Genomic DNA, 23769 nt, shown 5'->3' with positions numbered 1-23769 from the left:
CCGCCCCCGCATCGTCACCGGCTGATCGTCATCCGGCCGACCACCGCCCACCCGTCAGAAGGAGCGAAATGCCCACCACCACCGATCAGTCGAACCCTCCCGCGGCCCGGACCGAGCACGCTCGGCCGTGGCTCGACCGGAGCCTGCCGATCAGCGATCGCGTGGAGCTGCTGCTGAACGAGATGACCGTGGCGGAGAAGGCCGGGCTCTGCTTCCACACGGTCCTCCCGCTGGTCGATCTCGACGCCGACAACTCGGCCTTCTCCCTGCCGTCGGCGCGCGAGTTGGTGGTCGATCGCGGGATGACGCACTTCAACCTGTTGGGCGGGGCGCCCACGGGTCGCGACATCGCCGCCTGGCACAACCGGCTCCAGCGGCTGGCCGCGTCCACCCGCCTGGGCATCCCGGTGACCCTCTCGACGGATCCGCGGCACTCGTTCAGCGACAACCCGGGCGCGGCGATCATGGCAGGGCCGTTCTCCCAGTGGCCGGAGACGCTCGGTCTCGCCGCGATCCGCGACGAGCAGCTCGTCGAGCGGTTCGCCGACATCGCTCGGCAGGAGTACACGGCCGTGGGCCTCCGGGTCGCGCTGCATCCGCAGGTCGACCTGGCCACCGAGCCTCGGTGGGCGCGTCAGAATGCGACCTTCGGCGAGGACGCGGAACTCACCGGCCGCCTCGGGGCGGCGTACATCCGGGGTTTCCAGGGCGAATCGTTCGGCGCCGGCTCCGTCGCGACGATGACGAAGCACTTCCCGGGCGGCGGCCCGCAGAAGGACGGCGAGGACCCGCACTTCGCATACGGGCGCGAGCAGGTGTACCCCGGCGGAGAGTTCGAGCTGCACCTGAAGCCGTTCGAGGCCGCGTTCGAGGCGGGTACCCGCCAGGTCATGCCCTACTACGGGATGCCCGTCGGCACCGAGTACGAGGAGGTCGGCTTCGGCTTCAACCGGTCGGTGATCACGGGTCTGCTGCGCGAGCGCTACGGATTCGACGGCGTGGTGTGCACCGACTGGGGCCTGATCTCCGACGCCGAGATCTTCGGGGACCCGCTGCCGGCCAAGGCCTGGGGCGTCGAGCACCTCACCGCGTCCGAGCGGATGCGCACGGCGATCGAGGCCGGTGTCGACCAGTTCGGCGGCGAGGCGTGCACCGACATCCTGGTCGGGCTGGTCGAGACCGGCGAGGTGTCGGTCGAGCGGTTGGATGTCTCGGTCCGGCGCCTGTTGCGCGAGAAGTTCGAACTCGGGCTGTTCGACGATCCGTACGTCGACGAGGACGCGGCCGATGAGCTCGTCGGCCGCGCGGACTTCCGAGCAGCCGGCGAGGCCGCCCAGCGCGCAGCGATCACGGTGCTCACCAACCGCACGCGCGACCGAGCGGACGGTGACGCCGACGCGCCGATCCTGCCCGTCCCGCGCGGCGCGCGGCTGTACGTCGAGGGAATCGATGCCGACGTCGCGGCGGGCTACGGCGAGGTCGTCTCCTCGCCTGCCGAGGCCGACGTCGCCATCCTGCGTCTCAGGGCGCCGTTCGAGGAACGCGCGACCGTGTTCGAGAACTTCTTCCACGCGGGCTCGCTCGAGTTCCCCGCGTACGAGATCGACCATGTCCGCGAGGTCGCGGAGCAGGTGCCGACGGTCGTCGACGTCTATGCCGATCGGCCGGCGATCCTCGAGCCGCTCGTCGCGTCGGCAGCGGCGGTGACCGTGAACTGGGGTGCCGGAGCGGCAGCACTCCTCGACGTGGTCACGGGCGCGAGTCGTTCCGAGGGCCGACTGCCGTTCGACCTGCCACGCTCCATGGCGGCGGTCGAGGCGTCGCGGCCGGACGTTCCGTTCGACACCGCCGACCCGCTCTTCGCGTTCGGTCACGGCCTGGCGGTCTGATGGCCGGGCCAACCGGGACCGAGCGCGACCTCGCGACCACGGGCGGCTCGCTCCACTACCGGCGCCGGGGTCGCGCCGGGGCGCCGGCCCTGCTCATGCTGCACGGAATCTCCGACGGCGGTGCGGTCTGGACGCGTGTGGCCGACGAGTTCGTCGACCGCTTCGACATCGTGATGCCGGATGCGCGCGGGCATGGGCTGAGCCGACGCGTCCACGGCGAGATCTCCGTCCCGCTGCTCGCGGCGGATGCGATCTCGCTGATCGAGGGGCTCCGCCTGGCACCCGTGCGCATCTGGGGTCACTCGCTCGGGGCGTCCACTGCGGCGCAGGTCGCCGCGATGCGCCCGGATCTGGTCGCAGCGGTCGTGCTCGAGGATCCGCCGTTCCTCGACGCGCCACCCGTTCCCGCGTCGGGCGGTGGCGACGACCCGAGGAGCAGGTTCCTGACGCTGCTCGAGAAGATGGCGGCGATCCCGACGGAGGCGCGGATCGCGCTGGCGCGGGAGGCGAATCCGCACTGGCACGACAGTGAACTCGCGCCGTGGGCGGAGACGAAGGCGCAGTTCGACCCGGCCGCACTGGCGCTGTACGCATCGCTCGGGCGCGACTGGCGCAGCGTCGCGGCACGGGTGCGATGCCCGGCGCTGCTGCTCACCGGCGACGCGCATCTCGGCGGGCGCGTGACTGCGGATGTCGCCGCCGAGGCGGTGGGGCTCATGGCGCGCGGTGAACTCGTGCACGTCGCGGACGCGGGCCACAACGTCCACCGCGACCGCTTCGACGAGGCCCTCGCCGCGGCGGGTGGCTTCCTCGGGCAGCTCGAGCCGTGAGTCCGGCGCTGCGCGACGGTCGTCGCGCGCCATCCGTCAGTCGGCGGTCGCCTCCTCGGCCACCCGCAGGACGAGCGAGCGCAGCCACTGGTGCTCGCGGTCGTCCGTGACGCGGGGATGCCAGAGCATCCAGTACGAGAAGCCGGCGATCTCCTCGGGGGCCTCGGCGATCCGGACGGCCTCGTCGGCGTGGCGGTTCGCGAACCGGCGGGGGAGCACCGCGATGAGGTCGGTGTCCCGGACCGCGCTGATCGCCGCGCTGAACGTGGGGACCCTGATCTCGGCGGTGGCGTGTGCGCCGAGGCGCTCGAGCTGATCGAGCACGATCGTCTGCTGCGGGTGCATCCCGCCGACGCTGGCGAGGCCGTGCGACGTGAGGTCGTCCACGGTCAATCGTTCGGCGCGGAGCGGGTTCGAGCGCGCCAGCACGCAGACGAAGTCCTCGGTGAACATCGGCTGCCTCGCGAGGTGTTCGGGAGCCGCGAGCGGAGTGAGAACGAGATCCACACGGCCCTGGTCGAGGTCGACGAACGACGACGGGGCGACCGGGGTGACGATGAGGGACATCTTCGGGGCCTCCCGGGTGAAGGTCGGGAAGAGGCGACTTCCGAGGAGGCTGACGGGGTAGTCCGACGCGGCGATGCGCAGCGAGCCCGACGCCGTGCTCGGGTCGAAGTCGATGTCGTCGAACATCGCCCTGATGCTGCGCATGACGCCGATGAGTTCGTCCTGGAGCGTGCGAGCGCGGGCGGTCAGTTCGTAGCCGGCCGGCGTACGGACGAGCAGCTCGTCGTCGCAGGCGACGCGGAGGCGAGCGAGCGCGCGGCTCATCGCCGGCTGCGTGATGTGCGCGCGCGTCGCGGCTCGAGAGATGTGACGCTCGTCCAGCAGGATCTCGAGCGCCTTCAGGAGGTTCAGGTCCAGGTTCTCGATATGCACGACGAACATAGTAGCTCTGTCTGCAATGCATTGGACATATAGCTGGCCCGGTGTCACGGTAGCCGTACCGACAGAAATGGAGCGCCGCGTGAAGGTCATCGCCCTCGAGGAGCACATGTTCCCCCGCGACCTGATCGAATCGGAGCAGCTCGACTTCGGGCTGCGCGCCGGCGCGAAGATCCCCGACCTCGACGAGCTGGACGAGGGGCGCCTGCGCATCATGGACGAGGCTGGCATCGACGTGCAGGTGCTCTCGGCGCTGGGCTGGCTCGTGCAGAACCTCGAGCCCGCCAGGTCGGTGCCGCTGAGCCGCGAGCTGAACGCCAGACTGGCCGCGGCCGTGTCGCGGCATCCGGACCGCTACCGGGCGTTCGCCTCCCTCTCGATGACGGCGCCTCGCGACGCGGCCGCCGAACTCGCCCGGTGCGTCGAGGAGCTCGGGTTCGTCGGTGCGATGATCCACGGGCAGACCGACGGCGTCTTCCTCGACGACCCATCGGTACGGCCCGTGCTCGAGACCGCGTCGCGTCTCGGCGTGCCCGTCTACCTGCATCCGGCGCCCCCGCCCACCACGGTGCTCGACGCCTACTACTCGAACCTCTCCCCGGCCGTGCAGGCATGCCTGTCCACGTCCGGTTGGGGGTGGCACTCCGAGTGCGGCATGCACGTCCTGCGGATGGTCGCCGCCGGAGTGTTCGAGGAGCTGCCGGACCTCACGGTGATCGTGGGGCACATGGGGGAGGGGCTTCCCTTCCACCTCGACCGGATCCAGGACATGCTCGGTCCGGTGGTCACCGGCCACTCCCTGACGGTGGCCGACACCCTGCGGCGCAACGTGTACCTCACGACGTCCGGGTACTTCTCCGACGCGCCCCTCGAGTGCGCGCTCTCGACGTTCGGCGCCGACCACGTGCTGTTCTCGGTGGACCATCCGTTCGCGAGCAGTTCGCGCGCGACCGCGCACCTGCGTGACGCGCCCCTGACACCCTCCGATCGGGAGAAGATCGCACACGAGAACGCCGAAGCACTGTTGAGCATCTGAGGACCGCACCATGACCGCACCAGCATCACCACGCCGCACCTCCCACTTCATCGACGGACGATGGACCGACCCGACCGGCCCGACGTTCGACGTGCGGAACCCGCTCGATGACGCCCTCGTGGCCCGGGCCGCCGCGGGCGGCGCCGCCGAGGCCGAGGCGGCCGTCGCCGCAGCGGCCGCCGCGTTCCCGGGGTGGGCCGCGGCCGCACCGGGCGCACGTCAGGACTTGTTCCTCCGGGCGGCGGACATCGTGGAGCGACGGCAGGAGGAGCTCGTCCGGCTCATGGCCGTCGAAGGCGGTGCGAGCCGCGCGTTCTCGACCTACCAGATCCGTTTGTCCGCCGCGATGCTGCGCCAGGCCGCAGGTTGGGGGTACCTCCCGTACGGAGACGTGCTGCGCAGCGACGTCCCCGGCAGGACCGCCACGGTCACCCGCAAGCCGCTCGGCGTGGTGGCCGGGTTCACTCCCTGGAACGGGGCGTTCTACCTCGCATGGCGCACCTTTCTGCTGCCCATGGCGTTCGGCAACACCACGGTGATCAAGCCGTCGGAGGAGGCGCCGATGTCGGCCGGCCTCGTCCACGCCGAGATCCTCGAGGAGGCCGGGTTCCCACCCGGGACCTTCAACGTCGTGACGCATGCGCCCGGGGACGCACCTGCGATCGCGGACGTGTTCTTCGACAGCCCCGCGGTGCGCTGCATCAACTTCACGGGTTCCGACCGGACGGCCCGCGTGCTCGGCGAGCGCGCCGGCCGCGCGCTCAAGCGGATGGTGCTCGAGCTCGGCGGATTCAACCCGGTGCTCGTGCTCGACGACGCCGACATCGAGGAGGCCGCGAAGGCCGTGACGTTCGGCGCGTTCCTGCATCAGGGCCAGGTGTGCATGAACTCCCGCAAGGTGTACGTCGCACGAGCGCTGCACGACGAGTTCGTCGCCCGCCTCGCCGACCGCGTGCGGCAGCTCCCGGTCGGTGACCCGACCGATCCCGGGGTCGTCATCGGACCGCTCATCAACGACCGCGCCGTCGCCCAGATCGACGAGCGCGTGCAGGACGCCGTCGACCGCGGTGCCACGATCGTCACCGGTGGTCGCGCCGAGGGGCGCCTCTACGAGCCGACGATCCTCACCGACGTGCCCTCGGACGCGATCTGCACCACCGGGAAGGACGAGACGTTCGGGCCGCTGCTGGTCGTCCAGGCGTTCGACGACGAACAGGCCGCGATCGCCGAGGCGCAGGACACGCCGTACGGGCTCACCGCAGCGATCATGACCCGGGACCGATCCCGCGGGCTCGACATCGCCGATCGGTTCGATGCCGGCATCGTGCACGTCAACGCCCCCACGATGGCGAGCGAAGCCGCACTGCCCGTCGGCGGGGTCAAGGCGTCCGGCTGGGGGAGGTCGGGCCACTACGCCATCGACGACTTCACCGAGGTCAGGATGACCACGGTCAGCAGCCAGCCGGGTCGGTACCCCTTCTGACCCAGACGTTCCACCCACCACCACCCACCGCACCTTGAGACGAGGAAGTCCCATGAGTCGAACTGCAATCACCGGTGTACGCGTCTTCGACGGCGAGTCGCTCTCCGAACCGACCGCCGTCGTCATCGACGGCGAGACCATCTCGGCGGACACCGCCGTCGACAGCGCGGACGTCGTCATCGACGGGGAGGGGGCGACCCTCCTCCCCGGATTCATCGACACGCACGCTCACCCGCGCACGCGCGAGCAGCTCGACGCGGCCGCCCGTGCGGGCATCACCACGATCTTCGACCTCGGATCGCCGGACCTCGACACCGTCCGCGCGTTGCGGGCCGAGACCGGGGTGCCCGACCTCCGGAGCGCCGGCCATGTCGCCAGCGGACCGGGCTCGATGTTCATCGAGAAGGTCGGCATGCCGGCCTCCACCGGCGTCACCGGTCCCGACGACGCCGCGCGCTTCGTCGCCGATCGGAAGGCCGACGGTTCGGACCTCATCAAGATCATCATCGAGGACCCCAAGTTCCCCGGGTCGAAGCCGCTCGACACCGCGACGATCGCGGCGCTCGTCAGTGCTGCGCACGAGGCCGGCTACCTCACGGTCGCCCACGTCGTGAGCACGTTCACGCTGCGGCAGGCGCTGGATGCAGGAGTCGACATCGTGACGCATGCCGCGCTCGGAGGGGAGCCCGACGACGAGGCCCGCGCGCTCATCGCCCGCAACGGCACCGTCATCATCCCGACGCTGGGCATGATGCACGGCATCGTCGAGACGGTCGGCGGGCGGCTGCTGATGAAGATCATCGGCGCGCTCGTGCCGGCGGCGCGGATGGACTACCGGTTCGCCGAGGCGACGGTGCGCGCGTTCCGCGACGAGGGGAGCCGAGTACTCGTCGGCACCGACGCGAACGACAACGCCAACGTGCCGCACCAGGTGCCGTTCGGCGAGTCGCTGCATGACGAGCTCGGCCGACTCGTGGCCGCGGGCCTCACGCCCGTCGAGGCGCTGCGGGGCGCCGGATCCGCCGCAGCGGATGTGTACGGTCTTGACGACCGCGGCCGCATCCGCGCCGGCCTGCGCGCGGACCTGGTCCTCGTCGATGGCGACCCGACCGACGACATCTCCGCCTCCCGCCGCATCCGCGGGGTGTGGATCGGCGGGGCGCGGGTCGTGGAGGTCGCGAGCGCCCACCGCTGAGCCGACGGGATCGCGAGACGTCCATCCGGGGCATCCGCCGCCCCTGTTCCGACGCCGGATGCCCGGCTCGGACGGCGGATGCCCCGGCTCAGCCGGCTGCGCAGAAGCGCTGCGTGATGAGTCCGACGCCTTCCACCTCGGTGGTGAGCTCGTCGCCCGGCGCGAGGTAGACGCGCGGCGTGCGGCCGTGGCCGACGCCCTCGGGCGTTCCCGTGAAGATGACGTCGCCGGGGAGCAGCTCGACCACTGCGGAGAGCCGCGCGATGAGCACCGGCACCGTGAAGATCATGTCGCGCGTGCGCCCGTCCTGCAGCACCTCGCTCGAGCCGTCGGCGCGCGTCAGCGTGCAGCGGACGCGAAGGTCGGACGGATCCGCGGCGGCGCCGACCTCGTCGATCGTCACGACCGTCGGGCCCACCGGCGCGAACCGGGCCCTGGACTTCCCCAGGCTGAACTGGGGCGGATGCCCCCAGAACTGGACCGTCCGGTCGCTGAGGTCCTGACCGACCGTGAGCCCGGCGACGTGGTGCCAGGCCTCGTCCTCCGGGATGTCGCGGCCGCCGGTGCCGATGACGGCGACCAGTTCGGCCTCCCAGTCGACGGCGTCACCGGTGAGCGCGACGTCGACGTCGGGCCCGGTGAAGCTCGACACGAACTTGGTGAACACGACGGGATCCGTCGGCACGGCGAATCCCGACTCCCCGGCGTGACTCGCGTAGTTCAGCCCGATGGCGAACACCTGGGGCGGACGCGGCACGGCGGCGTCCAGCTCGGCCGCCTCGTACCGTTCGCCGCTCGATGCGTCCTGCTGCCTCGCCCACTCGATGAACTCCTCCCAGTCGGCGTAGACCGCCTGCGGGTCCGAGCCGAACCGGCCCTCGCTGGCGAGTTCGACGTCGAGTGCGCGGTCTCCGGAGATGAGGACGAGTCGGCTGGAACGGTTCGCGATGCGCATGTGGTGACGCTTTCTGTTGGAGTCGGGAGTCGGGAGTCGGGAGGTGCGCGCGGGGCGAGGGAGGTCAGCGGTCGATCGGGATCACGCCGTAGTCGAGGATCCCCGCCGGCACCTGGCCGTCCCACTGGTTGATCCAGTACAGGTCCTCGGGGTCGAACGTGCGCGCGGGGCGGTCCGGGTCGCGGATGGTCTCCATGTCGCAGTAGTACTCGATGACCGCGCCGCTCGGCTCGACGTAGTAGACGGCGATGTTGTCGCCGGCACCGTGCCGCACCGGGCCCCAGGCGAGGCGTGCCCCGCGCCGCGCCAGGCGGTCGCCCAAGCGCGCGAGGTCCATGATGTTGCCGGCCTGCCACGCGTGGTGGTGCAGGCCCAGGTCGGATGACGAGAAGATCGCGATCCCGTGGTGGTCGTTGTTGCACCGCATGAAGAAGTTGTCGATGCCGATCGCGTCCGACACCCGGAAGTCGAAGATCTCCGAGAGGAAGTCGCGCATGGCCGGCGCGTTGCCGGACTTGATGTTCACGTGTCCGAGCCGGTCGGCGGTGAGGCTGCCGCGCTTGCGCATCGAGTAGTCGAGCTTCTCGGTGTAGATCTGCCAGGTGTAACCCTCGGGCCCGACGAACGCGAAGCCCTGCTCGATGTGGTCCTCGATCGGCTGCTCGGAGACGACGGCGAAGCGCGCCTCGTCGACCTTCGCGCGGATCGCCTCCAGTTCGGCGCCATTGGGCACGACGAGTCCGATGTGGTCGAGCGCGTCCTCGTCCGCCTTCGTGTACACGAGCTCGTGGTGCTTGTCCTGGGCGGTCACGAACGCCTTCGCACCGTCCGACTCCGTCTCCACGAGGCCGAAGACCTCCACGGCGTTCGACAGCGACGCAGAGAGGTCCCGCGTCCGCATCGAGACGTATCCGATCTCGGACACCGCGCCCGTTGCGTTGTCGCTCCTGCCGTGGTCGTTCATGGTCGCTCCTCGTCGAGTGTGGGTGCCGGTCGGCCGAGTACTGTCTACCTCGGGCGCGGAGAACGGCCGGCCTCGACTTTCAATGATTGGAAGCGAGCGGATGCGACTCCGCACGACCGCCGCGGGCAGGTCGCCCGCGCAGGCTCACGAGGTCGTTGCGACCCGCTTGAGGTCCCGGCTGATGACCCGCGTCAAGGCGAGCAGCGCCGGCTCGAGCCTCGTCGCGTCGACGGATCCGTCGGCCCCGAGCACGGACATCGCGGCCACGCATGCGCCGGTCCGGTCGAAGATGGGAGCGGCGATCGACGTCGCGGCGGAGGGGAGCGTTCGCGACATCGACGCGAGCCCGGTGCGCCGAACGGCGCCGAGCGTCTCGCTCAGCTCGGACGCGGGGAGCGGGACGTGCTCGGGCTCCAGGAACAGCTCCTGCTGCAGGTAGGCAGCCAGGAACTCCGGTCGGCTGTGCGCGAGCAGGACCAGCCCGACGCCCGTCCCGTGCAGCGGAGCACGCCCGCCGGGGTAGTACAGGACCGCGCCCGCGTCCTTCGCCGAGAGCCGCTCGATGATCACCGCCTCGTCCTTCTCGCGAACCGCCAGCTGCACGTGCTGCCGGGTCGCCCGGTGCAGCTCCTCCATGTACGGGAGCGCGATGGCGCGCAGCCCGTGGCCGCGCGGTGCGAGCGCTGCGTATTCCAGCATCCGGAGCCCGATCATGTAGCCGCCGCTGGGCTGCCGCTCGAGGGCGCCGCGCCGCGCCAGGTGCTGGGCCAGGCGGAAGGCCGAGCTCAGCGGGATGCCGGTCGCCTCGCTCAGCTCGGTGACCGTCAGGATCGGGCGCTCGTCGCTGAACGCGTCAAGCAGCCGGAACGCGCGGTCGAGGACGGGCTCGCCGGATGGCGGCCGCCCGCCGCGTTGCGTCGTGTGCTCCACGACACGGGATGTTGCCACTCATTGAAAGTCGCGGCAACCTGTGCCGCTCGGATGGGCGAGCATGCACAGGTCAGAGACGACCGAAACGCGACGATGGAGCCCGCAGCAATGACCGACGACGTTCTCCCGGTACTCATCATCGGCGGCGGCCCGGTCGGGCTCGCGCTCGCCGCGGAGCTCGGGTTCCACCGCATCCCCGTCACCGTGGTCGAGCCCAGGGTCGAGGTGGAGCACTCACGGCCCCGGGCGAAGACGACCTCCGTGCGCACGATGGAGCACTTCCGCCGCTGGGGCATCGCGGACGACCTCCGTGCTGCGGCGCCGCTCGACCGGGCCTACTCGCAGCGCGTCACGTTCGTGCAGCACGTCACCGGGAGCGAGATCGCCCATATCGACGGATGCCTCGGGCTCGACACCGGCCCGGAGATCTCCCCGGAGCCCGCGCAGCAGGTGACCCAGCCGATCGTCGAGGAGGTGCTCCGCCGCCACCTTGATTCCGTCGAGGACGTCGACCTCCTCCTGGGATGGACGGCGACGGCGATCGAGCAGTACGACGACCGGGTCACGGTGCGTCTCGAGGACGCGACCGGTCGCCCCAGACTGGTCCGCGCGCGATGGGTCGTCGGCGCGGACGGGCCGAGGAGCATCGTCCGCCGCGCGATGGGCGCACGGTACGAGGGTTCCGCAGGCGGGCGGAAGAACGTCAACATCACGTTCCGCTCGTCGCAGCTGCAGGCCCTCGTGCCGCACCCGGCGTCGATCCACTTCTGGGTGCTCGATCCGGATGCCCCGGGAGTCATCGGCCCGCTGGACCGCGACGGCACCTGGTGGGCCATCTCCACCGGCACCGAGTCCGTCGATGACACCGGGCACGCGCAGCGCATCGTACGCTCCCTTGTGGGGCACGAGATCGACGTCGAGGTCGTCGCGACCGACCCGTGGCAGGCACGGATGCTGCTCGCCGACCGGTATCGCGACGGACGCCTGTTCCTGGTCGGCGACGCGGCGCACCAGAATCCGCCGTGGGGCGGGCACGGGTTCAACACCGGCGTCGGCGACGCCGTCAACCTGGGCTGGAAGCTCGCAGCCGTCATCGACGGGTGGGCGCCGGAGGACCTCCTGGACAGCTACGACGCGGAGCGACGCGCGATCGAGCAGCAGACCATCGCGCTCGCCGCGTCGAACATGGCCGTGCTCTCGCCCGACCTCGGCGACCCCGCGCTGATGGGCGAGGGGGACGATTTCGAGGTCGCGAGGTCGCGGCTCGCACCGCGGATCGTCGAGGCCAAGGCGCCGGAGTTCTTCAGTGAGGGACTCATCCTGGGGTACGGCTACGGGCCGACCTCGGGCGAGCAGGCCCCCACTCCTGCCGAGTACCACCCGAAGCTCGCCGCGGGGAATCGTCTTCCGCATCGCTGGATCGACGGGCGGTCCATCTTCGACGTGCTGGGCCCACGGTTCACGGTGGTCGGGCCCGAGGAGCGCGTCGCACCGCTCCTGCGCGCGGCAACGCGCAGGGCTGTCCCGGTGTCCCACCTCGAGCAGCCCGGCCCGGAGCTGGTGCTGGTGCGCCCGGATCAGCACATCGCCTGGGTCGGGGAATCGATCGCGGACGCCGACGGCATCCTCGACGGCGCGCTGCACGGGTTCGCGGAGCACGAGTCGAGGTAGCCTGCGGGCCGGTGTACAGCGAGCCGGCCCGGCGCGGCTCCGAGTCGATCAGGCGTGGAAACGCTGCACGATCGATCCGATGCCCTCGATCTCGGTCACGAGCGTCTCCCCGTCCACCAGGAATCGCTTCGGGTCCATGCCCGCACCGACGCCGGGCGGCGTGCCGGTGAAGATCAGGTCGCCGGGCAGCAGCTCGAGTGTGCGGCTCAGGCGCGACACGAGCTCGGCGATGCCGAACACGAGCTGGTCGGTCGAACCGTCCTGTACGCGGGTGGAGGTGCCGTCGGCGGCGATGATGGTCGCGGAGATCGCGAGCCGGTCGGGGTCCGCGAACTCGTCGAGGGTCGCGATCACCGGGCCGGTCGGGGTGAAGTTCTCGAACGACTTGCCCATGCTGAACTGCGGCGGCGTCGCCTGCCACTGCACCGAGCGCTCGGAGAGGTCCTGCCCGACGGTCAATCCGGCGATCCTCGACAGGGCGTCCTCGCGCGCGATGTCGCGCCCCCCACGACCCACGACGATGACGAGCTCCGCTTCCCAGTCGACGGTCTCGCCGGGGAGGCGCACGCTCACCTCCGGACCGGCCACCGACGAGGCGAACTTCGTGAAGACGACGGGCTCGTCGGGCAGGGGCAGCCCGGACTCCGCGGCGTGGTCGGCGTAGTTGAGGCCGACCGCGACGACCTGGCGCGGGAGCGGCGACGGCGCGCCGAGGTCGGCGGTCGAGAACGGCGCCCTCTGCGCGTGCGTCGCCACGTCGACCTGTTGCGCCCACTGGGAGAACGCGCCCCAGTCCGCGAAGGCGTCGGACGGTGAGGGGCCGAATCGACCGGCGCTCGCGGTGTGGACGTCGAGTGCGACCGTGCCGTCGACGAGGACGAGGCGGCCGGAGAGGTTGGCGATGCGCATGGGGGCCTTTCTGGATGGTTCAGGATGGGGCGGCGAAGCCGCGGATGGCGGAACGGAGCGCGTCGTCGGGGTCGGCGGTCGCCGGTCCCCTCCAGGCGATGTGCTGATCGGGCCGCACGAGGACGAGGTCGCCGTCGGCGATCTCGGAGAAGCCGTCTGCCGGCGGATCGACGATGGTGAGCGGAATGCCGCGGGCGGTCGCCGCGGCGGCCCACCGGGTCGAGTCCGGGCCGAGGAGCGTGAGCTCGGGCCCCAGGAGGTCGAAGAGCGACGCCCCCGCGTCGTTCCGTTGGTGCGGCAGGCGATTGCCTGCTGCGGGGATGGGGACGTAGTCGCGGGTGGTCGGCGCCTGTGCAGCGGCATCCGGACCGTAGCCGTAGCCGAGCACGAGCCCGAACGCGTGGAACTCGTTGCGCTTCGTGGCCTGGATCCGGGCGTCCGCCGCAGCGCGCGCCGCCTCGCCGGCATCGCCGTCGGCGGTGAGGTCGGGCGAGGCGAGCTCGATCGGCAGGTGCTGCATGTTCGACGCGGCCAGCTCGATCGTCTGCTGCGCGATCGGCCTCCGTTCGGCCTCGTAGCTCTCCAGCAGTTCCATCGGCGCCCACCCGTCGAGCACCGCGGCGAGCTTCCAGCCGAGATTCACGGCGTCGCCGACGCCCGTGTTGAACCCGTGTCCGCCCCAGGGAGGGTTCTGGTGGGCGGCATCGCCGACGATGAAGGCGCGGCCGCTGCCGTAGGAGTCCGCCAGCAGGAGCCGCGCCTGCCAGGGGTCGGTCGCGAGCACCTCCACGTCGATATCGGCCCCGACGAGCGACCGCACGATGGCTGCCGCATGGGCGTCGTCGTCGACGGACTCGGTGCCGGTCGCGATCGCGAACCACTCGTCGTCGTGCCCCATCGGGCCGACCATGCCGGGCATCGCCGCATTGATCACCCAGTGGTGCACCGCGGTCCTCGCGGGCACGAGCGCGCCGAGGCGGTGCGACCGGAACGTGATGTTCACGTTCGGCCGACCGCCGGGAGCGCCCTCGTAGCGTGCCCCGAGCGCGGCGCGCACCACGCTGCGGGATCCGTCGGCGCCGACGACGAAGTCCGCGGTCAGGCGCGACGCGCTGCCGTCGGAGTCGACGACCTCGATGATCGGCCGCGCCCCCTCCAGGTCGACCGCGGTCACGCGGCTGCCGTAGCGGGTCTCGACCAGCGAGCTCGCCGCCAGCAGAGCACGGAGCGCCTCCTCCACGACGGGCTGGGTCACCTGCTGCCCGGGCTCGGAGGTCAGGGCGGATGCCTCGAGCTCGAGCCCGAGCACGTCGGAGATCCAGGTGATGTCGCGGCCGGCGACGGTGTTGCAGAACCGCACCTCCTTCGACCACGACACGGGGATCGACGCGCGCGTGCGGATCTCGTCGGCGGCGCCCAGTCGGCGGAAGAGTTCCATCGACCGCGCGGAGGTCGTCTTCGCCCGCGGGCGTGTGTGCTCGACCGCCACCCGGGGCTCGATCAGCGTCGACGCCACCCCATGGTGGGCGAGTTCGAGCGCGAGGGTCAGGCCGACCGGCCCGCCGCCGACGATGGCGACGGGCCGGTCGGCACCCGGTGCGGTGGTCACCAGACTTCGGGGAGGAAGATGTCCTCGGGAATGACCGCCGGGAGGTACTCGCCCGCGCGAGTCCGCTCGTGGATCTCCTGGAACGACAATCCCTCCTCACGCGCCTTCACGAGCTTCTCGGGGTCGAAGTAGGTGCCGATCGGGTTCTCGGCGAAGTCGAGCGAGTTCGCGATCCACTCGCTCGAATCGGCCCAGTCGCCGAAGCCGTCGACCTGGATCTCGACGCCGTTGCCGTCGGGGTCCTGGTAGTAGACCGACATCGTGATGCCGTGGTCCAGCGTGAGGAAGGGGAGGATGTCGTGGTTGCGGAGGCGCACGTAGTTGTTCAGCCACTGGTCGAACGTGCCGAACTCGAACGCCGTGTGGTGGATGCCGGTCTCGTGCCCCTTGTCCGTGGGGTGCTTCAGGCCGGGCGGGGACAGCAGCGCGATGCGGTGGTTCGCGTCGTCGTTGGTGAGCCACGAGGCCTCGTCGCTCTGGAAGACCGGACGGAGGCCGCAGACCAGGCCGTACCACTCGACCATCTCCCGCATCCGCAGGGTGGTGAACGTCGTGTGGTGCAGCTTGGGCGGGTTCGCCGGCCAGTTGGTCGCCTGGTTCTCGGGCATGTATCTCTCCTTCGAGATCGGGGGTGGGTGGGTGGGTCGAGCGGGTCGGGGTCAGGTGGGGTCGACGAGGTCGAGGGCGGCACCGACGATCGCGTCGGCGCCGATGCCGTGGAGTCGGTACAGCTCCTGGAGCGTGCCGGTCTGCCCGAACTCGGTCACGCCGAGGTTCACGCTGCGCACGCCACGGATGCCGGCGAGGAACGCGAGGGTGTGCGGATGCCCGTCGAGCACCGTCACCAGCGGGGTCGCGCGCTCGGCCGGGAAGACCTGCTCGACGATCGCCGGGTCGCCGTCGCCGTGCCCGCCGCGGGCCCGGACCGCACGGTACATCCGGTCGGCGCTCGTGATGCACACCACGTCGGCGGCGACGCCCAGTTCGGCGAGCCGATCAGCCGCCGCCAGCGCCTCCGGCACGACCGCGCCCATGCCGACGAGCGTGACGGCGGGGGCGTCGGTGCGCCGCAGGGCGTACCCGCCCGCGACGGACTGGCGACGACGTCGGTCCCGCCCGGCGGGGTCGGCGGGCACCGCGGCGAGTGCCTGGTCGAGCGCGCGCGACGAGAGCCGGAAGTAGCTCGACGATCCGTCGGGCCGCCCGAGCCGCGAGAGCGCGTCCAGCATGCACCATTCGAAGTCCTGCACGAACGCCGGCTCGAACGACACGACGCCGGGCTGCTCGATGCCGACCGACGGCGTGATGATCGACTGGTGCGCGCCGCCCTCGGCGGCCAGGGTCACGCCCGACGGCGTGCCGACGAGGATCGATTGCCCGCCGCCGTAGACGCCGAACGACCACGGCTCGAGCGCGCGGGTCACGAACGGGTCGTAGAGGGTGCCGATCGGGAGCAGGGGCTCTCCCCACCGGCTCCAGGTCGCACCGAGTTCGCCGAGCAGCGACACCAGGTTGACCTCGGCGATGCCGAGCTCGATGTGCTGCCCGCTCGGGCGTTCGTCCCAGTGGAGGATCGTCTCGGCGTCGTCGGCGAACCAGTCGGTCTTCTGCGACGGTGACCAGACGCCCGCCTTGTTGACCCAGCCGCCCAGGTTGGTGCTCGACGCCACGTCGGGTGCGACCGTGACCACGCGGGAGGCCGCCTGGGGTGCGCGCCGCGTGAGGTCGAGCAGCAGGCGACCCAGGGCCTGCTGCGTCGAGGCGTGCCCGGTGATCGTCCGGTCGAAGTCGGTCGGGATGGAGAGCGTGCCCGGCTGCGGGACGGGCGGGCGCCGCAGGCGGCCCGCGACCCGCGCGCAGAGCGCCTCGGCCTCGGAGTCCGGGTCGAATCGGCGCCAGGGGTCGTCGATGCGTTCACCGAGCTCTGCGGCGACCTGCGCCAGCTGGTCGGGCTTCAGCAGGGCCGAGTGGTTCTGCGGGTGCCCTGCCGTGGGCAGGCCGTTGCCCTTGATCGTGTAGGCGAAGATCACGGTGGGTCGCGAGTCGTCGATGCGCTCGAACGCGTCCACGAGACTGGGGATGTCGTGGCCGCCGAGGCCGCGGATCACGCGCACGACCTCGGCGTCGTCGAGTCCGTCGAGCAACGCGCGGATCGCATCCGCGTTCGGACCCGCACCCGGAAGGCGCTCGCGCAGCTCCGTCGCGGAGCATCGCAGGAGACGCTGGTACTCCGGGTTCGACATCTCGTCGATGCGGTGCTGGAGGTGCTCGCCGCCGGGCGTCTCGAAGAGCTCCGCCAGGAACGTGGCGTACTTCAGGGTCAGCACCTGCCAGCCGGCCGCCTGGAACATCGCCTGCAGGCGGGTCGCCGAGATGTTCGGTACGACGCGATCGAGCGACTGGCGGTTGAAGTCGACGATCCACACGAGTTCGCCGAGCTCCGACACGGTCGGGTCGAGCACCGCTTCCCATACGGCGCCCTCGTCGAGCTCGGCGTCGCCGACCAGGCTGTACTGGCGGCCGCGGCTGCGTGGCGCGCCCGCGGTGTCCGCCGAGTAGCGACGCGCGATGGCGCCCCAGACGGGGGCGGTGGCGCCGATGCCGACCGAGCCCGTCGAGTAGTCGACCGTGTCGGGGTCCTTCGACCTGCTGGGGTAGCTCTGCAGGCCCTTGAAGGCACGCAGCGTGCCGAGCTGCTCGGCCTCGAGCTCACCGAGCAGGTAGTTGATCGCGTGCAGCACCGGCGACGCGTGCGGCTTGACCGAGACGCGGTCTTCGCTGCTCAGCGTGGTGAACCACAGCGTGGTCATGATCGTGGTCATCGAGGCGCACGATGCCTGGTGGCCGCCGACCTTCAGGCCGTCCGGGTCGCGGCGTGCCGGCGCGTTCGCCGCATCGACGATCGCCGTCGAGAGCCAGAGCACCTTGCGCTCGACGTCCTGCAGCGCCGCCAGGTGGCGCACGTCGGGCTCTCGCGTCATCATCGACATCGCAACCTCCCTGTTCCGACGAGAATATATTCTATACACTAGCGATGGCTTCGCGAGGATCGCAAGCGGCGGCAACATGACGTGGCACGATGTGATCCGGGCGGACGCCGTGACGCCGTGGGAGGCAATCATGACGATCGAACCGCAGGTCCGCTCCGTTGCGGGGGCGAATGCCTCCGCGGTCGACCTCGTGACCGCGGAGGTGCGGCGGGCCGTACTCACCGGCGCGCTGGCGCCGGGGGAGAACTTCTCGATCCGCGATCTCGCAGACCAGCTCGGAGTGAGTCACATCCCGATCCGAGAGGCGCTGCGGCGGCTCGAGTCGCAGGGGCTGATCATCCTCCGGCAGGCCCGCAGCGCGAGCGTCGCGCCGCTCAGCAGCGCAGACCTCGCGGCGATCTATCGACTTCGCTACGTGGTGGAGCTCCCGCTCGCAGGGGCATCCGCCGGCAAGCGGGGACCCGACGAGGTCGCTCGGCTCGAGGCGCTGCTGGAGCGCACCCGCAACCCGGAGCCCGAGATCGCCTGGCAGGCGCACTACGACTTCCACGAGGCCCTCGTGCACCCAGCGGCCAACGAGTGGGACGACCGCATCCTGCACACCATCTGGATGGCGGCAGAGCGGTACACCCACCTGGTGTTCGACCCGACGCCGATCACTGAGGCGGAGCGCGCTCGGCGCTACGAGACCCACAAGGTCCTCCTCGACGCCGCGCTGGCCGATGACCCGAAGTCGATGGAACGACTGCTCCGCGAGCACCTCGCCGCGAACGAGGAGAAGATCCGCACGCACATCGACGCGCTCGAGCAACGCTGACGCCGAGGCTTGTGCTGATCGCGACGCATGCGTAACATTCAGGATATATCGTAGCGAATAGCGAAGGACAATGATGTCTGTACTCATCCTGGGCGCCACGGGGAACGTCGGCCGTCACGTCGTCACCGAACTCGTGGCCGCCGGCCGGCCCCCGAGGGTCCTTGCGCGCGATGTGCAGCGTGCTCGCGAGGTCCTCGGCGACGACCCCGAGATCGTCCCCGGAGACATGACCGACCCGGGAGCGTTGCTCGCGTCGATGCACGGGATCGAAACGGTCTTCCTCCTTTCACCGCACGCGTTCGACATGGCCGACACGCAGCTGCGCGTCATCCGGGAACTGCGTCGGACGGGTGCACGCATCGTCAAGGTCTCGGGGACCAGTTCGGCGATCACGCCGGACGGCCCGCACGCGTGCCGCCAGCACTGGGAGGTGGAGCGGGTGCTGCAGGAGAGCGGCCAGCCCTTCGTGATCCTGCGGCCGAACTCCTTCCTCCAGGTGCTCGTCGGGCGACTCATGCTCCCGGTGCTCGCCGCGACGGGGAAGCTCATGAACCCCCTCGGGGCCGCAGGCATCAGCCTCATCGACGCGCGGGACGTCGGCGCCGTCGCGGCGCGCGTGCTGCTCGCCCGGGACTGGGACGGCCGCACGCTCTCACTCACCGGGCCGCGCGCCGTCACCTACGCGGAGATCGCCGATCTGGTCGCCGAACGCCGTGGCGAACCGGTCGACGTGGTGGAGGTCACCCCCGCCCAGGTGCGGGCATCGCTCGTCGAGCGCGGCACTCCGGAGTGGGAGGCCGACCACTTCGCGGAGATGTACGAGCTGTTCCGGGCCGGGGAGTCGGAGTTCGTCACCGACACGGTGGAGGACGTCACTGGCCGGCCCGCCCGCTCGGTCGAGGCGTTCCTCGACGAGGTACTCGAGCCGGCGGGGGTGCGCGCATGAGCGGCTGCCTGCCGTGCGAGCTCGAGCACGCGGATGCGTCGGCGATCGTCTACCGCGACGAGCGATGGGCGTGCGAAGTCGCCGAGGGGTACGACGTGCCCGGGTGGTTCGTGCTTCGACTGCGCCGTCATGCAGAAGGTTGGGGCGGCCTCAGTGCGACCGACGCCGCGGAGTTCGGGGTCGTGTCCCAGCGCATCGCCACCGCCGTCCAGGAGGCCACCGGCGCACCGAACGTCTACTTCCTCAGCTTCGGCGAGAACCACCGGCACTTCCACTTCCTGGTGATCGCGCGCCCCGCCGACCTCGATCCCACCCTGACCGGCGCGGCCATTCTGGCGATGCGCTCCGACCACCGCGACCCGACGCGAGCCCGCTCGATCGCCGCGGCGGTCGGAGATGCGATCTCCACGCGCGTTGCGGCCTCACGAACCTGAACCGACCCCCCACCCACACCACGAAAGGACGACGATGTCCACTCCGTTCACCCACACCCACGCAGGACGCGCCTACAGCGGACGCTCGAACCTCGAGGGCCTCGAACGAGCGGCCGGGGCGCCGCTCGTCATCGCCCTGCACGGCGGCACCTACACCTCCGAGTACTTCGACATCCCGGGGTACTCGCTGCTCGATCGCGCGGCCGACGAGGGCGTGCCGGTCATCGGCCTGGACCGGCCGAACTACGTCGGGTCCGATCCGCTCGAGACCGACGACTCCATCATCCTCGCGAACGCCGAGCTCCTCGGCGAGGCGATCGGCTCGATCTGGGAGCAGTACGGCGACGGTGCGCCGGGCGTCGTGCTGCTCGGTCACTCGATCGGCGGCGCGGTCGCCACCGCGATCGCCGCATCGAAGCCATCCTGGCCGCTGCTCGGCCTGGCCACGTCCGGCTGCCTCGTCCGTGTGCCGCAGGAGTCGCGCGGCGCCTGGGAGTCGCTGCCCCCGATCCCGATGATCGACCTTCCGGTGCCGATGAAGGACCAGGTCATGTTCGGACCCGCGGGTACCTTCGGCGCGGACATGCCGGCCGCGAGCCACCCGTCGAACACGCTGGTGCCGAAGGTCGAGCTGCTCGACATCACCGGCGGCTGGATCGAGCGTCGCGCCGAGATGTGCGCCGCGGTCGAGGTGCCCGTGCACCACCGACAGGGTGAGTTCGACGCGCTCTGGGTGACCGACGAGGGCGAGGTCGACCAGTACCGAGCGGGCTTCACGTCCGCGCCGTCGGTCGACATCGATCTCCAGAGGGGTTCCGGGCACTGCATCGACTTCCACTCGCCGGGAGCCGACTTCCAGCGCAGCCAGCTCGAGTTCGCCCGCGAGGTCGCGAAGGCAGCGGTCGCCTGATGACCACCCTGCTGCGCGGCGTCCGCGTGTTCGACGGCGAGCGGTTCGGCGATCCCGCCGACCTGGCGATCGTCGACGGGAGCATCGCGGACGCCGCGCAGCACGGATCCGGGTCGGAGGTCGCCGCCGGGGGCGGGTTCCTCATCCCGGGCCTCATCGACGCCCACGTCCACCTGGCCGGTCCGCGGACGCAGGAGCTGCTCGCCGCCTCGGGCGTCACCACGGCGCTCGACATGAGCTCGCCGCCGCAGCTGGTGGCGTCGATGCGGGGCCGGGCGGGAGTCGCCGACATCCGCAGCGCCATGCTCGCCCTCACCTCCCCGACGAGCGCGCACGCACGTCGCATGTCGGCGATGCCCGGTGCGTCCGAGACGCATGTCGCCGGCGTCGCGGATGCCGCGGACGCCGTCGCTCGCCGGATCGCGCAGGGCGCCGACTACCTCAAGATCGTCGTCGACCTGCCCGGGTTCGATCGGGAGACCGTCGAGGCCCTCGTCGACGCCGCGCATCGCGCGGGGCTGCGGACCGTGGCCCACGCGTCGCGCTCCGACGCGGTGGACCTGGCCGAGCGCGCCGGCGTCGACGTGCTCACGCACGTCCCGCTCGACCGGGCGATCGATGCTGCGCAGGCGGCGCGACTGGCCGAGTCGGGGCGCGTGGTCGTGCCGACGCTCACGATGATGCGGGCGATCGTCGAGCGTGCGGCCGCGACGGGCGCGCCCGGTCCCAGGTACGATCCCGCACGCGCGTCGGTGCGCACCCTGCACGCGGCGCGCGTCCCCGTCATCGCGGGGACCGACGCGAACGAGACGCCGGCCGCGCCGGCCTCGCCGGAGCACGGCTCGAGCCTCCACGACGAGCTCGCCCTCCTGGTGGACGCGGGCCTCAGCCCCGTGGACGCGCTGCGCGCCGCCACGTCCACGGCCGCCGACCACTTCGGTCTCGCCGACCGCGGCCGCATCGCTCCGGGGCTGCGCGCAGACCTCGTGCTGCTCGACGCCGACCCCACGATCGACATCGCGGCGACGCGCGGCATCCGCGGCGTCTGGATCGCAGGCGACCGCGTCGTGGGCGACGCGTGATCCTCGTCACCGCCGCGGCGGGCAACCAGGGTCGACTCCTCGTGCCGAAGCTCCTGCGGTCGGGAGCGTCGGTGCGCGGCGTCGTCCAATCAGAGGCATCCGCCGCAGGCCTGCGCGCACTCGGCGTCCAGGACGTCGTCGTCGGCGACCTCGCCGATCCGGCGGTGCAGCGTCGTGCGGCCCGAGGGGTCGACCGCATCTACCACGTAGGTGCGACCCTCAGCCCCGGCGAGCGGCGCATGGGCATCGGCCTCATCGATGCGGCACGCGCGGAGGGCGTGGAGCACTTCGTGTTCAGCTCGGTGCTGCATTCGATCGTCACCGATCTCGTGCAGCACGAGATCAAGCGCGACGTGGAGGAGCACCTGCTCGGGTCCGGGCTGGAGTTCACGATCCTGCAGCCCTCCAACTACATGCTGCCGCTGAAGCTGCGGCCGGTGTTCGCCGGAGGGGACTTCGAGCTCTCCTGGGCGCTGGAGCGGCGGCAGAGCCTGGTCGACCTCGACGACGTCACGGACGTCGCCGTGATGGCGCTGAACGACCCGGCGCGGCACGCCGCGGCGACGTACGAGCTGGTCGCGCCAGGTCGCTGGACGGCCCATGAACTCGCCGCGATCATCGCCGACGTGCTCGACCGGCCCGTGCGGGCACGACGGATCGACGCCGACACCTACGCGGCGGCATGGCTCGGCGACCGCGACCCCGCGTCGGCAGCGCACGAGCTGCGCGTCCTGCGCTCCATCAGCGCGCGCTACAGCGCGTCCGACTTCGTCGGGAACGCGAACGTGCTCACCTGGCTCCTCGGTCGCGAGCCCACGTCGTTCGCCGCGTTCGTGCGGCGCGAGTGGTCGGCCTATCGCGAGTCCGCGGCCCGGGACGCGTAGTCACGGCTCGCCGGCACGCAGAGCGCAAGCACCGCGCCCGAGACGCCGACGACGGCGAACGCGTAGAAGTTCCACTGCACGGCGAGTCCCGACGACAGCACCGCCGCCCCGAGGACGGGCCCGAGGATCGCACCCGCCCGACCGACCGCGAGCGTCCAGCTCAGCCCGGTTCCACGCACGTCCGCCGGGTACCTCGCAAGCACGAACGCGTTGATGAGCGCCTGCGTGCCGTTCAGGCCGAATCCGCACACCAGCATGAGCGGGAGCAGTGCCCACAGCGGCGGACCCTGCGCGATGAGGACGAGGCTCGCCGCACCGGAGGCGAACGCCACGACGGTCACGAGCTTCGGACCGACGGCATCCGCCACCCGTCCGCCTACGACCATCCCGACCCCCGCCCCGATGGCGACGACCGCGGTCAGCAGCAGGGCCGAGCCGAGTTCGAATCCGGCGGTCTGCATGATCGTCGGCAGCCACGCGGTGACGCCGAAGACGAGCAGCAGCGCGCACGCGGCCATCAGCCAGAAGAGGACGGTGACGATGCCCAGCCCGGGTCGGAACAGCGTACGGAGCCCGAGACCGCGCGGGCCGAGATCCTCACCGAGGGTCGGGTAGGGGATGCCCATTGCCGAGGTCAGCCGTGCGGCATCCTCGGCGCGGCCCGTCCGGACCAGGTGGACGGGGCTCTCGGGGAGCAGCCGCACCACGAACGGGATGGCGCCCAGCGCCGGGATCGCTCCGATGACGTAGATCCAGCGGAAGCTGGTCTCGGGCAGCAGCGCGGCACCCAGGAGCGGAGCCGACAGCCCGCCCACGGCGATGCCGGCCATGGCGATCCCGACGTTGCGCGCGCGCCGCCCGGCCTCCGAGAGGTCCGTGACCAGTGCGAGCAGCGTGGGAGGCACCATTCCCATTCCGATGCCCACGAGCGCTCGCGCGGCGATGAAGACGCCCGCTGCCGGCGCGGCGGCGCAGACGAGCATGCCCAGTGGGAGCACGATCGCTGCGGCGACGAGCAGTCGTCGCGGACCGACACGGTGCGAGAGGATGCCGCTCAGGGCGGCGCCCGCCAGCATGCCGAGCGCCGTGACCGCGCCCGCGATGCCGCCTCCCGCGGTGGACAGCCCGAACGCGGAGTCCGCGAGCATCGAGGGCAACGTGACGCCAAGAGCTGCGAGGTCGTAGCCCTCGAGGATGAGCAGTGCCACGGCGACTGCCAGGAGTGTGCGCTCGTCGATCGCGCGAACGATCGTGGGGGATTCGGTCGCCATCGACCTGCTCCGATCTGTC

General features: G+C 71.2%; 21 protein-coding genes. 12 read left to right on the top strand and 9 right to left on the bottom strand.

The features are described 5' to 3' along the window. The first annotated feature begins 68 nt into the window (after window positions 1–68). Window positions 69–1889, top strand: coding sequence for a glycoside hydrolase family 3 protein (locus QMG39_RS06010; protein WP_281883072.1), 1821 nt, complete (start codon window positions 69–71; stop codon window positions 1887–1889). Next, entirely contained in the window at window positions 1889–2719 is an 831-nt protein-coding gene (locus QMG39_RS06005) for an alpha/beta fold hydrolase (RefSeq protein ID WP_281883070.1), read from the top strand. The genes QMG39_RS06010 and QMG39_RS06005 overlap by 1 nt, the downstream gene beginning before the upstream one ends. A 36-nt stretch (window positions 2720–2755) precedes the next feature. Here the strand turns inward: QMG39_RS06005 and QMG39_RS06000 are convergent, their stop codons facing one another. Beyond that, window positions 2756–3658: a LysR family transcriptional regulator gene (locus QMG39_RS06000; RefSeq protein ID WP_281883068.1), complete on the bottom strand. Its 903-nt coding sequence runs from the start codon at window positions 3656–3658 to the stop codon at window positions 2756–2758. A gap of 88 nt (window positions 3659–3746) precedes the next feature. Between QMG39_RS06000 and QMG39_RS05995 the strand changes: the two genes are divergently transcribed. Genes QMG39_RS05995 through QMG39_RS05985 form a run of 3 tightly spaced genes read left to right on the top strand, consistent with a single transcriptional unit; the run spans window position 3747 to window position 7378 of the window. Beyond that, complete coding sequence (locus QMG39_RS05995) at window positions 3747–4700, top strand: amidohydrolase family protein (RefSeq protein WP_281883066.1); 954 nt, start codon at window positions 3747–3749, stop codon at window positions 4698–4700. A 10-nt stretch (window positions 4701–4710) separates the two neighbouring features. Beyond that, window positions 4711–6183 (top strand): aldehyde dehydrogenase family protein, encoded by a 1473-nt coding sequence (locus tag QMG39_RS05990; RefSeq protein ID WP_281883064.1) that lies wholly within the window; start codon window positions 4711–4713, stop codon window positions 6181–6183. 52 nt (window positions 6184–6235) lie between these two features. Further along, a complete protein-coding gene (locus tag QMG39_RS05985; RefSeq protein WP_281883062.1) occupies window positions 6236–7378 on the top strand; it encodes an amidohydrolase family protein in 1143 nt (380 codons plus the stop codon). Between the two features lie 88 nt (window positions 7379–7466). On the opposite strand, the gene QMG39_RS05980 is transcribed toward QMG39_RS05985, so the two are convergent. From QMG39_RS05980 to QMG39_RS05970, 3 genes are all read right to left on the bottom strand, one after another. After that, window positions 7467–8333: a fumarylacetoacetate hydrolase family protein gene (locus tag QMG39_RS05980; protein ID WP_281883060.1), complete on the bottom strand. Its 867-nt coding sequence runs from the start codon at window positions 8331–8333 to the stop codon at window positions 7467–7469. A gap of 64 nt (window positions 8334–8397) precedes the next feature. After that, complete coding sequence (locus QMG39_RS05975) at window positions 8398–9297, bottom strand: VOC family protein (RefSeq protein WP_281883058.1); 900 nt, start codon at window positions 9295–9297, stop codon at window positions 8398–8400. A gap of 144 nt (window positions 9298–9441) precedes the next feature. Further along, entirely contained in the window at window positions 9442–10227 is a 786-nt protein-coding gene (locus QMG39_RS05970; protein WP_281883056.1) for an IclR family transcriptional regulator, read from the bottom strand. Between the two features lie 108 nt (window positions 10228–10335). Between QMG39_RS05970 and QMG39_RS05965 the strand changes: the two genes are divergently transcribed. Continuing rightward, window positions 10336–11898, top strand: coding sequence for an FAD-dependent monooxygenase (locus tag QMG39_RS05965; RefSeq protein WP_281883054.1), 1563 nt, complete (start codon window positions 10336–10338; stop codon window positions 11896–11898). 48 nt (window positions 11899–11946) lie between these two features. Here QMG39_RS05965 and QMG39_RS05960 read toward each other — a convergent pair whose 3' ends face one another. The 4 genes from QMG39_RS05960 to QMG39_RS05945 are packed head-to-tail and all read right to left on the bottom strand — an operon-like array spanning window position 11947 to window position 17406. Further along, window positions 11947–12807 carry a fumarylacetoacetate hydrolase family protein gene (locus QMG39_RS05960; protein ID WP_281883052.1) on the bottom strand — a complete coding sequence of 287 codons (861 nt, stop codon included), beginning with the start codon at window positions 12805–12807 and terminating at the stop codon, window positions 11947–11949. Window positions 12808–12826: 19 nt separating this feature from the next. Continuing rightward, the gene (locus QMG39_RS05955) at window positions 12827–14416 is read right to left on the bottom strand and encodes an FAD-dependent monooxygenase (protein ID WP_281883050.1); all 1590 of its coding nucleotides are present in this window, start codon (window positions 14414–14416) and stop codon (window positions 12827–12829) included. Continuing rightward, window positions 14413–15024, bottom strand: a complete 612-nt coding sequence (locus tag QMG39_RS05950; RefSeq protein WP_281883048.1) for a VOC family protein — start codon at window positions 15022–15024, stop codon at window positions 14413–14415. The genes QMG39_RS05955 and QMG39_RS05950 overlap by 4 nt, the downstream gene beginning before the upstream one ends. Before the next feature lie 51 nt (window positions 15025–15075). Then, window positions 15076–17406: a thiamine pyrophosphate-binding protein gene (locus tag QMG39_RS05945; RefSeq protein ID WP_281883045.1), complete on the bottom strand. Its 2331-nt coding sequence runs from the start codon at window positions 17404–17406 to the stop codon at window positions 15076–15078. 130 nt (window positions 17407–17536) lie between these two features. On the opposite strand from QMG39_RS05945, the gene QMG39_RS05940 reads away from it, so the two are divergent. From QMG39_RS05940 to QMG39_RS05915, 6 genes are all read left to right on the top strand, one after another. Then, window positions 17537–18223 carry a GntR family transcriptional regulator gene (locus tag QMG39_RS05940; RefSeq protein ID WP_281883042.1) on the top strand — a complete coding sequence of 229 codons (687 nt, stop codon included), beginning with the start codon at window positions 17537–17539 and terminating at the stop codon, window positions 18221–18223. Window positions 18224–18296: 73 nt separating this feature from the next. Next, complete coding sequence (locus QMG39_RS05935) at window positions 18297–19169, top strand: NmrA family NAD(P)-binding protein (RefSeq protein WP_281883040.1); 873 nt, start codon at window positions 18297–18299, stop codon at window positions 19167–19169. Beyond that, window positions 19166–19603, top strand: coding sequence for an HIT family protein (locus QMG39_RS05930; RefSeq protein ID WP_281883038.1), 438 nt, complete (start codon window positions 19166–19168; stop codon window positions 19601–19603). The genes QMG39_RS05935 and QMG39_RS05930 overlap by 4 nt, the downstream gene beginning before the upstream one ends. Before the next feature lie 34 nt (window positions 19604–19637). Then, window positions 19638–20513: an alpha/beta hydrolase gene (locus tag QMG39_RS05925; protein WP_281883036.1), complete on the top strand. Its 876-nt coding sequence runs from the start codon at window positions 19638–19640 to the stop codon at window positions 20511–20513. After that, window positions 20513–21595 (top strand): amidohydrolase family protein, encoded by a 1083-nt coding sequence (locus QMG39_RS05920; RefSeq protein ID WP_281883032.1) that lies wholly within the window; start codon window positions 20513–20515, stop codon window positions 21593–21595. Before QMG39_RS05925 ends, QMG39_RS05920 begins: the two co-directional genes overlap by 1 nt. Then, the gene (locus QMG39_RS05915; protein WP_281883030.1) at window positions 21592–22479 is read left to right on the top strand and encodes an NmrA family NAD(P)-binding protein; all 888 of its coding nucleotides are present in this window, start codon (window positions 21592–21594) and stop codon (window positions 22477–22479) included. The genes QMG39_RS05920 and QMG39_RS05915 overlap by 4 nt, the downstream gene beginning before the upstream one ends. On the opposite strand, the gene QMG39_RS05910 is transcribed toward QMG39_RS05915, so the two are convergent. After that, the gene (locus QMG39_RS05910) at window positions 22449–23750 is read right to left on the bottom strand and encodes an MFS transporter (protein ID WP_281883028.1); all 1302 of its coding nucleotides are present in this window, start codon (window positions 23748–23750) and stop codon (window positions 22449–22451) included. The genes QMG39_RS05915 and QMG39_RS05910 overlap by 31 nt on opposite strands. Window positions 23751–23769: the final 19 nt, after the last annotated feature.

Origin of the sequence: Agromyces rhizosphaerae (genome assembly GCF_027925245.1) — a bacterium.
Classification (GTDB): domain Bacteria; phylum Actinomycetota; class Actinomycetes; order Actinomycetales; family Microbacteriaceae; genus Agromyces; species Agromyces rhizosphaerae.
Note: the sequence above shows the minus strand (reverse complement) of the source record. Positions and strands in the feature narration are given on the sequence as shown.